Here is a 12,704-nt window from a genome sequence, read left to right as displayed (position 1 = left end):
GCCGCGTCAGGCCGCCGATGGCTGCGGCTCCGGGTCCGGCGTCGGCCCCTTGATCTGCCGATAGGCCTCCGCCCAGGGGGCGGTGACCAGGGTCGTGAGCGCCGCGCCGACGACCGCGAGCACGACCCCGCCGATGACCAGCCAGGGCGCGACGGCGGCCATCCAGACCTGCGGCGGCTGCTGGAAGAGGGCCTCGACGGCCTTCTCGTCCCCGCCGGTGACGCCGATCACCTCGACCAGCGCGAGGCCGAAGACCAGGAAGCCGACGGCGACCAGCACCATTTCCAGGACGAAGACGATCACCGCGACCAGGAGGCCGATCAGGAACAGGCCGCCGACCTTTCCGCGGGTGAAGCTCCAGGACTCGAACAGCCGGAACTGGCGCTCGGCGAAACTCATCGGCAGGGCCATGGAGAAGCGAAGCGCCAGCCAGATCAGCCCGCCAAGGCCGGCCAGCGCGATGAGGAGGACGGCGAGCGCGAGCCAGACCGGCGGTTCCGACGAGGACAGGGCCCCGGAGGCGACGGCGACGCCGCCGACCAGGATGGCGCCGAAGAGCCACAGCACCGAGAAAAGCATTCCGGCCATGATCGCCAGGACGACCATCACCAGCCCCATCCATAGTTCCTGGGCCCCGAGCCGCAGGTAGAACCAGCGTCGCGCCTCGGGCTCCAGCACCGACCGGAAGATCGCGCCGGTCATCATCACCCGGGCCAGGATCGAGGTCACGAAGAGCAGCGGATAGCCCGCCATCATCGGGACCATCATCGCCATGACGGCTTCCGGATCCGGCTCCACGCCCGCGTCCTGCTGCGCGGCGATGCCGATCATCGAGGAGAGGAAGCCGCCCATGATCAGGATCGCGGGCGCGATGCTGACCAGCAGCAGAACCAGCCCCCAGACGACCACGGCCAGCGGATTGCGCGCGATCACCCCGAAGCCGGCCGTCGCCGACCGCACCACATCCAGATTGGCCATTTCGCGCCCTCCCCCGGCCTTCGAAGCCCCGTCGAGGCCATGAGACGACCACAAAACCTTCCCCTGCGCCAGTTGGCCCGCTTTCCCCGACGCCCCCTTTCGGCCTATCTGTCCGCCATGACCTTCAAACCCGTCCATGTGATCGGCGGCGGACTGGCCGGCTCGGAAGCGACCTGGCAGATCGCCCGCGCCGGCGTTCCGGTGATCCTGCACGAGATGCGCCGCGACGGCGTGCGCACCGACGCCCACCAGACCGACGGCCTGGCCGAGCTGGTCTGCTCCAACTCGTTCCGCTCCGATGACTGGCAGTACAACGCGGTCGGCCTTCTGCACGCCGAGATGCGTCGGCTCGACTCGATCATCATGGCCTGCGGCGACGCGCATCAGGTGCCGGCCGGCGGCGCGCTCGCCGTGGATCGCGACGGCTTCTCCGACGCCGTGACCGAACGGCTGGCGAACCATCCGCTGGTCACCATCGTCCGCGAGGAGATCGACGGGATCCCCCCGGCCGAGTGGGACAACGTCATCATCGCGACGGGGCCCCTGACCTCGCCCAAGCTGGCCCAGGCCATTCTCGACCTGACCGGCGAGGACAGCCTCAGCTTCTTCGACGCCATCGCCCCGATCGTGCATTTCGACTCGATCGACATGACCAAGGCCTGGCGGCAGTCGCGCTACGACAAGGAAGGCCCCGGCGGCGACGCCGCCGCCTACATCAACTGCCCGATGGACAAGGATCAGTACGAGGCGTTCATCGACGCCCTGCTGGCCGGGCCGAAGTCCGAGTTCAAGGCGTGGGAGAACGTTCCCTACTTCGACGGCTGCCTGCCCATCGAGGTGATGACCGAGCGCGGCCGCGAGACCCTGCGCCACGGCCCGATGAAGCCGGTCGGCCTGACCAACGCCCATCAGCCGGAGGTGAAGCCCTACGCAGTGGTCCAGCTGCGCCAGGACAACGCCTTGGGCACCCTGTGGAACATGGTCGGCTTCCAGACCAAGCTGAAGCACGGCGCCCAGGCCGACATCTTCCGCATGATCCCGGGCCTTGAGGACGCGCAGTTCGCCCGCCTGGGCGGCCTGCACCGCAACACCTTCCTGAACAGCCCCAGGCTGTTAGACGACCAGGCGCGGCTGAAGGCCGATCCCCGCCTGCGGTTCGCCGGCCAGGTGACGGGCGTCGAGGGCTACGTCGAGAGCGCGGCGCTGGGCCTGCTGACCGGTCGCCTGGCCGCCGCCGAACGCCTGGGAGCACCCATCGTCGCTCCGCCGCCGACCACGGCCCTGGGCGCGCTCGTGGCGCATATCACCGGCGGCCATCTGGACGGCGGCAAGCACGGCTTCCAGCCGATGAACATCAACTACGGTCTGCTGCCGCCGATGGAGGCGCCCAAGCGGACCGAGGACGGCCAGCGCATGAAGAACGCTGACCGCGGCCGCGCCAAGAAGCGGCTGATGAGCGAGCGGGCCGTGGCCGATCTGGACCGCTGGCTGGCCGACGCGGTCCCGGCGGCGGCGGAGTAGCGGACATGGACCGTCGCCGCGCCATCGTCGGAACGGTCATCTTCTTCTTCGTCGCGCCCGGCGTCATCGTCGGCTTCATCCCCTGGGGCTTCACGCGCTGGCAGCTGCCGGACGGCGTCACGCCGTTCGTGATCGTCGGCGCCGCCATCGTCCTGGCGGGCCTGGCGGCCTCGATCGCCTGTTTCGCCCGGTTCGCGCTGGAGGGGCACGGGACGCCCGCCCCGATCGCGCCGACGCACACCCTGATCACGACGGGCCTGTACCGGCACGTCCGCAATCCGATGTACGTGGCCGTGCTGACCATGCTGATCGGCCAGACGGTCATGTTCCTGAGCCTGCCGGTCCTGGCCTACGCCGTCGCGATCTGGCTGATCACCCACATGTTCGTGCTGGGCTACGAGGAGCCGACCCTGCGGATCGCCTTCCCGGACGACTATGCCGAATACGTCGCCAACGTCCCGCGCTGGATCCCGCGCCTGACGCCCTGGAAACCGCCGGTCGCGCAAAGCCCTGCCCCACCCCCTGGATAACCGGGGAAGCGGGCAGTAGTGTCCCGCGCCAAACGCGCAACGTTTGTCGGGAAACACCTGGAATGAAGACTGCTCTTCGCCTGCTGCTCGCGGGCGCCGCCTGCTTCACGCTGGCCACGGCCGCCGAGGCCCGCCCCCTCACCGCCAAGGACCTGGCCACGCTGGACCGGATCAGCGATCCGCGCGTGTCGCCGGACGGCCGCTACGTCGTCTACAGCCAGCGCACGGTCAACTACGACGCCAACAAGGCCACGACCTCGCTGTGGCTGGTCGATCTGACCGCCAAGACCCCCGCGCCGCGCCGGCTCGGCGCGTCCGACGGCGGCGCCAACAGCGCTCGCTGGGCGCCCGACAGTAAGACCGTCTACTTCCTGTCCAGCCGCGGCGGCTCCAGCCAGGTTTGGCGCACCGAGGTCGGGGTCGAGACCGCCGGCCAGGTGACCAAGCTTCCGTTCGACGTCGGCGCGTTCCGCGTCTCGCCGGACGGCGGCAGGCTGGCCGTCAGCCTGGCCGTCTTCCCCGACTGCGACACCCTGCAGTGCACCGCCGACCGCCAGGCCGCCGACGCGGCGCGCAAGAGCACCGGCCAGGTCCACGACAAGCTGTTCGTTCGCCACTGGGACGCCTGGGCCGACGGGACCCGCAACCATCTCTACGTTCTGAACCTGGACGAGAAGCGCCTGGCCACGGCCGGCGAGCCGGTCGCGGTGATGAAGGGCTTCGACGGCGACGCCCCGTCCAAGCCGTTCGGCGACGACGGCGAGTTCACCTTCACGCCCGACAGCCAGTCGGTGGTCTTCGCCGCCCGTCTGGCCGGCAAGAGCGAGCCCTGGAGCACCAACTTCGACCTCTACACGACGCCGGCGGACGGCTCGGCGGCGCCGGTCAACACCACGAAGGCCAACGAGGCTTGGGATACGGGCGCGGCCTATTCGCCGGATGGCAAGCAGGTCGCCTACCGCGCCATGAAGCGCCCGACCTTCGAGGCCGACCGCTACAGGATCATGATCCGCGACGTCGCCACCGGCGCGACCCGCGAGCTGGCTCCGGCCTGGGACCGTTCGGCCGACGCCATCGCCTGGGCTCCGGACGGCAAGACGATCTACGCCGTCGCCGGCGACGTCGGCCAGACCCGCCTGTTCGCCGTGGACGTGAAGACCGCCAAGGTTTCGCCGCTGACCGGACCCGGCCACGTCGGCGCCTTCGACGTCAGCGCCAGGGGCATCGTCTACAGCCAGGACACCCTGGCCTCGCCCGCCCAGCTGTACAGCATCGGCTTCAAGCCGGGCGCCAAGCCGGTCAAGCTGACCGACGCCAACGCCGACAAGCTGGCCGGCGTCGAGATGGGCCAGGCCGAGCAGTTCACCTTCACCGGCTGGAACAACGAGACCGTCCACGCCTATCTGGTGAAGCCGATCGGTTTCGACCCGGCCAAGACCTACCCCGTCGCCTTCCTGATCCACGGCGGACCGCAGGGCAGCTTCGGCAACGGCTTCAGCTACCGCTGGAACCCGCAGACCTACGCCAGCGCCGGCTACGCGGTGGTGATGGTCGATTTCCACGGCTCCACCGGCTACGGCCAGGCCTTCACCGACTCGATCAGCCAGCACTGGGGCGACCGCCCGCTGGAAGACCTGCAGAAGGGCTGGGCGCACGCGCTGAAGACCTACAGCTTCCTGGACGGCGACCGTGCCTGCGCGCTCGGCGCCTCCTACGGCGGCTACATGGTCAACTGGATCGCCGGCAACTGGAACGAGCCCTGGAAGTGCCTGGTGAACCACGACGGCGTCTTCGACAGCCGGGCCATGGCCTACGGCACCGAAGAGCTGTGGTTCACCGAGTGGGAGAACGGCGGCAAGGCCTGGGACGCCACCGCCAACATCGAGAAGTTCAACCCGGTCAACCACGTCCAGAACTGGAAGAAGCCGATGCTGGTCGTCCAGGGCGGCCTGGACTTCCGCATCCCGACCGAACAGGGCCTGAGCACCTTCACCGCCCTGCAGCGCCAGGGCGTCGACAGCCGCCTGCTCTACTTCCCGAACGAGAACCACTGGGTCCTGCGTCCGCAGAACTCGGTCCAGTGGCACGGCGAGGTGCTGGGCTGGCTGAACAAGTACACGGCCGCCAAATAGTGGGTCGTCCTGGTCGAGCGAAAGGCGCGCCGCGGAACGCCGGTGAGGTCGCCGACCTCATCGAGCGGTTCCTGGAGAGCCGGGTGCACGGCTATGAGTGGGACGATTTCACCTCTTGGGACCACGACATTCCGGAGGTGGAGGCGCTCAGAAAGCGTATCGAGGCCTGGGATCGGCTGCTGTTCACGCCGGAACGCAGAACCGAGTACTTCGAGCTCATAGAGGCGCTGGCCCGCGAGATCCGCGAGGCGGCGACCTAGATCCGGCCTCTCAGGACGGCCAGCAGGACCCGGGCGCGTTTCTCCAGCGCGCCCGGGTTTTTGCTGCGCGCATAGCGGCCCGCCAGGGTCGCGTGGGCCACCGCGGGGAAGGCCGCGACCGGCAGGGTCTTCAGTTCGGCCGCGCTGTCCTTCAGGGCGGCCAGGGCCACCTGCCCGTCCAGCTTGCCCAGACCATAGGCGCGGGCCGCGCTGACCACCTGGTTGGCGATGGCCTCGGGCGACAGTCGCCGAGCGGCCAGGGCCATGATCAGCCCCTCCGTGGCGTCGACGTGCTTGAGCAGCGCCTCGCCCTCCTTGGGCCCATCCAGGTCGCCCAGCCGCGCCTCCGCCAGGGCCGCCAGCGCCTCCGCCGGCAGGGCGGAGGCCGCGACCGCCTTCAGCACCGGATGCTCGCGGGGCGGCTTGCCGGCGGCGATCTCCTCCAGGCCCTCGATCCACCAGGTCATGCGGATCTCGCCCATCAGCGGATCCTTGGCCACGCTTGGGATGCGGGTCAGCTCGTGATCCAGCGCATACAGCGCGATCAGGTCGGCGCGGGCCGCCAGGTCGTCCACGAACCGGCTGGAGAGCCAGCGGTCGGGGGCGTGGTCGCGGACGGTGGTGTCGAGGTCGTCGGCCATACTCAAAGAAAAAGCCCGCCGGATCGGTCCGGCGGGCTCTCTCTAGTCGATGTCGGCCGGTTAGCCGAGCGTCTGCGTCATCGTCATGGCGGTCAGCATCGGGATGCTGAGCAGCAGGTTGGTGCGCGAGAACAGCATCGCGGTCTTGGCGGCCTTGGCCTTGGCGTCAGCGTCGGCCTCGACGATGCCCAGGGCGATCTTCTGGTTCGGCCAGATGAAGGCCCAGACATTGATGAACATGATCGTCGCCAGCCACATGCCGATGCCGAGCAGGATGTTGCCCTGGTTGACGAAGCCTTCCGAGGCGCCGAGCGTGAAGCCCGAGATCAGCTTGCCGCTGATCATGGCCAGGATGACGCCGACGACCCAGGTGCCCAGAGCGGCCCAGCGGAACCAGAACAGAGCTTCCGGCGCGATGTACTTCGACACCGCCGGCTTAAGCTCGGCCGGGATCTCCGGCATTTTCCGAATCTGGACGAAGTTGAAGTAGTAGAGCAACCCGATCCACAGGATGCCGAAGAAGGTGTGGATCCAGCGCAGCACGGCCTGCCAGAACAGGATGCTCGGCCCGCCGGCCAGCTGGAAGTAGGCGAAGATCATCGCCAGCGCGAGGATCACGCTGAGGATGATGGTGTTTCTGAAGTTCGACAGCAGCCCGGCCATCTTCAACCCCCTGAAGAATCCTACCCTAGGACTCTGCTATAGGCCCGTTCGTTCGAGCCGGTAAAGGGTTGCGGCCCCTCCTGAGAGGGGCTCGCAAGAGGGGGTCAGACCGCGATCAGGGCGGCGGCCATGCGGCGGCCTTCCGAGGCGAGCACGTTGTACATGCGCGCGGCGGCCTCGGTGGACATGAACTCCAGACCGACGCCGGCCGCCTTGAGGGCGTCGCGGACCTCGCGCGGCGGCAGGGCCTGGTGGAGGCCCGTCCCCAGCAGCACGAACTCCACGGCCGAGCGGTTGGCCAGGACCTCGTCGAAGGCGGCGGGAGTCAGCGCGGCCAGCGATGTGGCCGGCCAGGACCGCGCCACGTCGTCCAGCACCAGCAGCGAACCGGGCCGCCATTCGCCGGCGACCCGGAACCCGCCGCCGCCCCAGGCGTCGATCGACGGGGGCTGGCGGAGGGCCGCCATCAGGGCCGCGAGGCGGCGCCGAGCTTGATCGGCGTGGCCTCTTCCTCGACCGTTCCGCGCTTGACGCCCCACAGCAGGATGACCGGCGCGGCGACGTAGATCGACGAGTAGGTGCCCAGCGCAATGCCGAACATCATGATCACCGAGAAGCCGAACAGCGCCTCGCCGCCGAAGACCGCCAGGCCGCCGAGCGCCAGGATGGCGGTCAGGCCGGTGATGATCGTCCGTGACAGCGTCTCGTTCACCGATAGGTCGATGACTTCCTTCAGCGGCATCTTCTTGTACTTGCGCAGGTTCTCGCGCAGGCGGTCGAAGACCACGACGGTGTCGTTCATCGAGTAGCCGATGATCGTCAGGATCGCCGCGATGGTGGTCAGGCTGAACTCCATGTCGAACAGCGCGATCAAGCCGAAGGTGATCAGCACGTCGTGGAACAGGCCGATCACCGCGCCGAGGCCGAACTGCAGCTCGAACCGGAACCAGATGTAGATCAGCATCAGGCCGATCGCGACCAGCAGGGCCAGGATGCCGTTGGTGAACAGCTCGCCCGACACCTTGGCTCCGACCGTGGAGTCGTTGGTGAACTTCAGCTGGCCGAGCGTCTTCTCGAGGGTCTGGCGGACGTCGGTCTTCACCGCGTTGGCGTCCTTGCCCGCCGGGGTCTCGAAGCGGACCATGACGCTCTTGCCCTCATCGAAGGCCTGAACGCCGACGTCGCCGAGGCCCTTGTCGGCCAGAGCGCCGCGCACCTTGGCGAGGTCAATCTGTTGACCCGGGCCGCCGGGCGTCCGCTCGGTGGTGAACTCGAGGATCGTGCCGCCGCGGAAGTCGATGCCGCAGTTCAGGCCGCCGCACGGCGGCTGGAACGGGAACAGCACGGCCGCCAGCGACGCGACGCACAGCAGGGCGGAGACCACGCCCGCCGCCTTCGCGAAGGCGACGAAGCGGAAGTTGGTCTTGATCGGAAGGATCTTGATCAGAGGCCACATGGCACGAACCTCAGAGGATCGGCAGCGTCTTGGGACGCGCCGAACGATACCACAGGGCGAGCAGGACCTGGGTGACCAGGACCGCGGTGAGGACCGAGGTGAACACGCCGATGGACAGGGTCCAGGCGAAGCCGCGCACCGGGCCGGCGCCGAAGAAGAACATGATCGCCGCCGCGATGAGGGTCGTCAGGTTGGCGTCGATGATGGTCTCCATGGCCCGCGAGAAGCCGGCGTCCATCGCTGAGAGCAATGGCCTCCCCGCTCTCACCTCGTCTCGCATCCGTTCGTAGATCAGCACGTTGGCGTCGACGGCCACGGCCAGGGTCAGGATCAGGCCGGCGATGCCGGGCAGGGTCAGCGTCGCCTGGGTCGCGCTCATGGCCGCGATGATCATCAGGCCGTTCACGAGCAGGGCGATGACCGAGATGCCGCCGAACAGGAAGCCGTAGGCCAGCAGCATGAACACCAGGATCGAGACGAAGCCGACGATGGTCGAGATCTTGCCCGCCTCGACGGCGTCGGCGCCGAGCTCGGCCCCGACGGTGCGCTGCTCTTCCACCTTCAGCGGGGCCGGCAGGGCGCCGGCGCGCAGCAGGATGGCGAGGTTGTTGGCGCTTTCGACCGTGAAGCTGCCGGTGATCACGCCCTGGCCGCCGGTGATCGGGCTGTTGATGTTCGGGGCCGAGATGACCTTGCCGTCGAGGACGATGGCGAACGGCTTGCCGACGTTCTTGGTGGTGATGTCGCCGAAGCGGCGCGCGCCCTGGCTGTTGAAGCGGATCGACACCTCGCTGGCGCCGGTCTGCGGGTTGTTCACCTGACGGGCGTCGGTGAGCATCTCGCCGGAAACCTCGGCGCGGCGGCGGACAACGTAGGCGGGCTGGTACTTGTCGAGGCTGGGCAGCAGCTCGGACCCCGGCGGCAGGCGACCGGCGGCGGCGTCCTGCAGCGAGACCGAGGTGTCGACCATCTGGAAGGTCAGCTTGGCCGTCTGGCCGATGACCTCCTTCAGCTTCTCGGGGTCGCTCTCGCCCGGGGCCTGGACCACGATGCGGTTGGCGCCCTGTTTGGTGATCGCGGGCTCCTTGGTGCCCAGCTCGTCCACCCGGCGACGGATGATCTCGATCGACTGATCGACCGCCGAGATGGCCTGTTCGTTCATCCCCTGCTCGGTGAAGGCCAGGCGGATGCGGTCGTCGCCCTGGCGGCTGACCGTCAGGTCCGTGCCGGCTCCGTTCTTCAGCGGCTGCGGCAGCTGGCGCGACAGGGCGCTCTGGGCGGCGCTCCGCTGGGCCGGATCGGGAATCCGCACCGAGACGCTGGTGGCGGTCTGCTGGACGTCGCCGATGCTGATCTGCTGGTCGCGCAGGATCTTGCGGACGTCCTCGACCAGGTTGGTCGCCTTTTCCTTCTGCAGCGCGGCCGTGTCGACCTCGAGCAGAAGGTAGGAGCCGCCCTGCAGGTCGAGACCCAGGTTCAGGGTCTTCTTGGGCAGGAACGGCGGGAGAGATTCCCGCACCGAGGCCGGCAGGACGTTCGGCAAGGTGAAGAGAATGCCGAACAGGAGCGCCGCCAGAACGACGATCACCTTCCAGCGTGACAAGACCATCATGCGCGGGAGACCCTAGAAGATCAGTTCTTGGCGTCGTTGGCGGCCGCGGGCTCGCCCTTGGCGCGGACTTCGGCGATCATGCCGCGCACCACCTTCACGGTGACGCCCTGGGCGATCTCGACCCCGACTTCCTTGTCTTCAACGCGGACGATCTTGCCGATCAGGCCGCTGGACAGGACCACGTTGTCACCACGCTTCAGGTTGGTGATCATGTTCTGGTGGTCCTTCATCCGCTTCTGCTGCGGACGGATCATCAGGAAGTAGAACACGGCCACGATCAGCACCAGCGGCGCGATCTGGATCAGGATGTTCGAGGCGTCGCCGGCAGGCATGTCGTCTCCGAGAAATGATAAAGCGCGGGGAGCAGCCGTGACCGTCCCCCGTAGGTCGGCGGAAACTATGCGTTGACCCTGCGCTTTGCAATCCGCGCCGGGCCCGTTAAGCCGCCGGGTATGGACGATAAGACACAGGCTTTGATCACCCGCATCGCCGAGGCGCTGGATCGCCTGGCGCCCCCGCCGCCGTCGCCCGCGGACTTTTCAGTCGCGCACCTGTTCCGGCACGAGCCGGCGGGCGGCGCCTTCGTAGGCGCGCCGGACTATCCGCTGGCCCTGGATCTGCTTGTCGGCATCGACAACCAGAAGACCCGATTCCTGGAGAACCTTAGGCGGTTCGCCCGCGGCCTGCCCTCGAACCACGTCCTGCTGTGGGGCGTGCGCGGCACCGGCAAGAGCTCGGTGACCAAGGCCGCCTTCATGAGTATGGTCGAGGCCTTTCCCGCGCTGAAGCTGGTCGAGGTGGACCGCGACGAGGTCGCCGCCCTGCCCCCGCTGTTCGACCTGTTGCGCAACCGGCCCGAGCGGTTCGTGGTCCTGTGCGACGATCTGTCGTTCGAGGACGGCGCCGCCGCGGCCAAGGCTCTGAAGTCGGCGCTGGAAGGCGGCGTCGCCGGCCCGCCGGAGAACGTGCTGTTCGTGGCCACCTCGAACCGCCGTCACCTCATGCCCCGCGACCACGCCGAGAACCGCGGCATGATCGCCTCGGCCGAGGACGCCGAGGAAGAGGTGAGCGTCTCCGACCGCTTCGGTCTGTGGATCGGCTTCCCGCCGATGGATCAAGCCGCCTACCTGTCGGCGATCCACAGCTACGCCGAGCGATTCGACCTGAAGGTTCCCGATCTCGACCGTCGCGCCCTGCAATGGGCCCAGCTCCGCGGCTCCCGATCCGGCCGCGTGGCTTTCCAGTTCATCCGCGACCTGGCCGGGGAGCTGGGGAAGAACCTGCCGGCGTAAGCCGAAGGGGACACGCACCCTGCGGGAGCATGTCCCCGCGAGGTCACCGCGGCAGGACCAGCGACGGGTCGACGGCCTTGGCCTTGAACTTCGGCGAGGGCGAGTAGCGGACCTCGAAGTGCAGCTGCGGCTGGGGAACGCCGCCGCTCTGGCCGACCGTGCCGATCTGGAAGCCGGCCGGGATGTTCTGCTGCATCCGGACCTCGGACTTCTGCAGGTTGCCATAGACCGTAACCCAGCCGTCTTCGTGCTGAACCAGCACCGTCGTGCCGAAGCCCGGCACGTCGCCGCCCGAATAGACCACCTTGCCAGGCGCCGCGGCGCGCACCGGCGTGCCGGCCGAGGCCGCGATGTCGATGCCGTCGTTGCGGCGGCCGGCGCCCTTCGGACCGTAGCCCGAGATGACTTCGCCGCGGATCGGCCACTGGAAGCGGCCGCGGCCCAGTTCGGCGATCTCCGCATCGCTCTGGGTCGGCGGACGATCGGTCGGCAGCAACGGCGCCGTCGGCCGCGTCGTCGCGGGCGGCGGAACGGTCGCGCGCGGCGGCTCGGGGCGCACCGGCTCCGGCCGGACCGGCTCGGGACGCACAGGCTCGGGACGGGGCGCCGGCCGCAGGGGCTGCGGTTCAGGCTTGGCGACCGGCGGAACGGGCGTCGGCCGCGTGACCGGCGGCGCGGGGCGGAGCGGCTCGGGCTCGGGCTGGGGAGCCGGTCGGACAGGCTCGGGCGCCGGACGAACCGGCTCCGGCCGCGGCGTCGGCCGGACGACCGGCGGCGGCGCGACGGGTTCCGGCTCCGGCTCCGGCGTCACGGTGACCGTGCGCTTGATCGGCCCGGCGTCCTTGAAGCCCTCCGGCAGCTTGATCTTCTGGCCGACCCGCAGCGGCGCGTTGGTCTCGATCTCGTTCTCTTCGGCCAGGGCCTGGACGCTGACGCCGAACCGGCGGCCGATGGCGAACAGGGTGTCCGAAGGAGCCACGACATAGGCCTTGGCGCGGGCGGCCGGCCCCTTCAGCGTCTGGCCGGGCTTCAGCCGATAGGGTTCCTTCAGGCCGTTGATCTTGGCCAGCTCGGCGCGGCTGGAGCCCATGGCCCGGGCGACGGCGTCGAGCCCCTGCCCTTCCTTGACGGTGTAGGTCTTGGGCCGGCCGTCGGCGTCGACCACCTTGCCCGGAGCCAGAGTGATCGTCTTGGTCACCGGGGCGGGCGGCGGGCGGCGCACGGGCGGCGGAGGCGGCGGCGGCGCCTCCTCGACCTCGGGCGGCGGCGGCAGTTGGCTGCTCTCGACCGGCGCGGGGCGGGCGGCGGGCGACAGGCTCCCGCTCTCGACCGTCTCGGTCGGGCGGGCCTGCGGGTCGGGCATGTTCTCGGCCGGCGGCGGCGGCGTGTGCACCGGATAGTTCGGTCGGGCAGGCTGCGGCCCCGTGCCGGGCTGCTGCCCTTCGATGATCGGATACTGCGCCGTCGAGGCGCAGGCGGTCAGGACAGTCGCGGCGGCAGCGACCAGGGCGGTACGGGTAATCTTGGGGGTCATCGCCGCTCCGTGCGTTGTTTAAGCGCGCCGAACAAAACCCGCCTCCGAGATACGAGCGTCAGCACGACAGCACGCAACTCGAAAA

The 12,704-nt window shown here is 69.0% G+C and carries 13 protein-coding genes; 5 read left to right on the top strand and 8 right to left on the bottom strand.

Annotated features, from left to right (window positions below; genetic code table 11):
* Positions 1-6: 6 nt before the first annotated feature.
* Positions 7-978 (bottom strand): hypothetical protein, encoded by a 972-nt coding sequence (locus CSW64_RS08670; protein ID WP_099621737.1) that lies wholly within the window; start codon positions 976-978, stop codon positions 7-9.
* A gap of 117 nt (positions 979-1,095) precedes the next feature.
* On the opposite strand from CSW64_RS08670, the gene trmFO reads away from it, so the two are divergent.
* From trmFO to CSW64_RS21985, 4 genes are all read left to right on the top strand, one after another.
* Positions 1,096-2,499, top strand: coding sequence for a methylenetetrahydrofolate--tRNA-(uracil(54)-C(5))-methyltransferase (FADH(2)-oxidizing) TrmFO (gene trmFO / locus CSW64_RS08665; RefSeq protein WP_099624175.1), 1,404 nt, complete (start codon positions 1,096-1,098; stop codon positions 2,497-2,499).
* A gap of 5 nt (positions 2,500-2,504) precedes the next feature.
* The gene (locus CSW64_RS08660) at positions 2,505-3,029 is read left to right on the top strand and encodes a methyltransferase family protein (RefSeq protein WP_099621736.1); all 525 of its coding nucleotides are present in this window, start codon (positions 2,505-2,507) and stop codon (positions 3,027-3,029) included.
* Between the two features lie 62 nt (positions 3,030-3,091).
* A complete protein-coding gene (locus CSW64_RS08655) occupies positions 3,092-5,161 on the top strand; it encodes a S9 family peptidase (RefSeq protein WP_099621735.1) in 2,070 nt (689 codons plus the stop codon).
* 83 nt (positions 5,162-5,244) lie between these two features.
* Positions 5,245-5,421 carry a hypothetical protein gene (locus CSW64_RS21985; protein WP_172448501.1) on the top strand — a complete coding sequence of 59 codons (177 nt, stop codon included), beginning with the start codon at positions 5,245-5,247 and terminating at the stop codon, positions 5,419-5,421.
* On the opposite strand, the gene CSW64_RS08650 is transcribed toward CSW64_RS21985, so the two are convergent.
* From CSW64_RS08650 to yajC, 6 genes are all read right to left on the bottom strand, one after another.
* Positions 5,418-6,062 (bottom strand): squalene/phytoene synthase family protein, encoded by a 645-nt coding sequence (locus CSW64_RS08650; RefSeq protein WP_099621734.1) that lies wholly within the window; start codon positions 6,060-6,062, stop codon positions 5,418-5,420. The genes CSW64_RS21985 and CSW64_RS08650 overlap by 4 nt on opposite strands.
* Positions 6,063-6,122: 60 nt before the next feature.
* Entirely contained in the window at positions 6,123-6,725 is a 603-nt protein-coding gene (locus tag CSW64_RS08645; protein WP_099621733.1) for a urate hydroxylase PuuD, read from the bottom strand.
* A gap of 104 nt (positions 6,726-6,829) precedes the next feature.
* Complete coding sequence (locus CSW64_RS08640) at positions 6,830-7,192, bottom strand: Mth938-like domain-containing protein (protein WP_099621732.1); 363 nt, start codon at positions 7,190-7,192, stop codon at positions 6,830-6,832.
* Entirely contained in the window at positions 7,192-8,181 is a 990-nt protein-coding gene (secF, locus tag CSW64_RS08635; protein ID WP_099621731.1) for a protein translocase subunit SecF, read from the bottom strand. The genes CSW64_RS08640 and secF overlap by 1 nt, the downstream gene beginning before the upstream one ends.
* A 10-nt stretch (positions 8,182-8,191) precedes the next feature.
* Positions 8,192-9,793, bottom strand: a complete 1,602-nt coding sequence (secD, locus tag CSW64_RS08630) for a protein translocase subunit SecD (protein WP_099621730.1) — start codon at positions 9,791-9,793, stop codon at positions 8,192-8,194.
* Between the two features lie 20 nt (positions 9,794-9,813).
* The gene (gene yajC / locus CSW64_RS08625; RefSeq protein WP_099621729.1) at positions 9,814-10,125 is read right to left on the bottom strand and encodes a preprotein translocase subunit YajC; all 312 of its coding nucleotides are present in this window, start codon (positions 10,123-10,125) and stop codon (positions 9,814-9,816) included.
* Positions 10,126-10,245: 120 nt separating this feature from the next.
* On the opposite strand from yajC, the gene CSW64_RS08620 reads away from it, so the two are divergent.
* Positions 10,246-11,085, top strand: a complete 840-nt coding sequence (locus CSW64_RS08620; RefSeq protein WP_099621728.1) for an ATP-binding protein — start codon at positions 10,246-10,248, stop codon at positions 11,083-11,085.
* Between the two features lie 43 nt (positions 11,086-11,128).
* Here the strand turns inward: CSW64_RS08620 and CSW64_RS08615 are convergent, their stop codons facing one another.
* Positions 11,129-12,619, bottom strand: a complete 1,491-nt coding sequence (locus tag CSW64_RS08615) for a peptidoglycan DD-metalloendopeptidase family protein (RefSeq protein ID WP_099621727.1) — start codon at positions 12,617-12,619, stop codon at positions 11,129-11,131.
* Positions 12,620-12,704 lie beyond the last annotated feature (85 nt).

Origin of the sequence: Caulobacter mirabilis (assembly GCF_002749615.1) — a bacterium.
GTDB lineage: Bacteria > Pseudomonadota > Alphaproteobacteria > Caulobacterales > Caulobacteraceae > Caulobacter > Caulobacter mirabilis.
This window is presented reverse-complemented; position numbering and strand designations above follow the sequence as displayed.

Excerpts from the sequence above, each read along its gene's own strand:
- yajC (WP_099621729.1), bottom strand. The coding sequence starts at position 10,125 with ATGCCTGCCGGCGACGCCTCGAACATCCTGATCCAGATCGCGCCGCTG.
- CSW64_RS08640 (WP_099621732.1), bottom strand. The coding sequence starts at position 7,192 with ATGGCGGCCCTCCGCCAGCCCCCGTCGATCGACGCCTGGGGCGGCGGC.
- secF (WP_099621731.1), bottom strand. The coding sequence starts at position 8,181 with ATGTGGCCTCTGATCAAGATCCTTCCGATCAAGACCAACTTCCGCTTC.
- trmFO (WP_099624175.1), top strand. The coding sequence starts at position 1,096 with ATGACCTTCAAACCCGTCCATGTGATCGGCGGCGGACTGGCCGGCTCG.
- CSW64_RS08660 (WP_099621736.1), top strand. The coding sequence starts at position 2,505 with ATGGACCGTCGCCGCGCCATCGTCGGAACGGTCATCTTCTTCTTCGTC.
- secD (WP_099621730.1), bottom strand. The coding sequence starts at position 9,793 with ATGATGGTCTTGTCACGCTGGAAGGTGATCGTCGTTCTGGCGGCGCTC.
- CSW64_RS08650 (WP_099621734.1), bottom strand. The coding sequence starts at position 6,062 with ATGGCCGACGACCTCGACACCACCGTCCGCGACCACGCCCCCGACCGC.
- CSW64_RS08615 (WP_099621727.1), bottom strand. The coding sequence starts at position 12,619 with ATGACCCCCAAGATTACCCGTACCGCCCTGGTCGCTGCCGCCGCGACT.
- CSW64_RS08645 (WP_099621733.1), bottom strand. The coding sequence starts at position 6,725 with ATGGCCGGGCTGCTGTCGAACTTCAGAAACACCATCATCCTCAGCGTG.
- CSW64_RS08655 (WP_099621735.1), top strand. The coding sequence starts at position 3,092 with ATGAAGACTGCTCTTCGCCTGCTGCTCGCGGGCGCCGCCTGCTTCACG.
- CSW64_RS08670 (WP_099621737.1), bottom strand. The coding sequence starts at position 978 with ATGGCCAATCTGGATGTGGTGCGGTCGGCGACGGCCGGCTTCGGGGTG.
- CSW64_RS08620 (WP_099621728.1), top strand. The coding sequence starts at position 10,246 with ATGGACGATAAGACACAGGCTTTGATCACCCGCATCGCCGAGGCGCTG.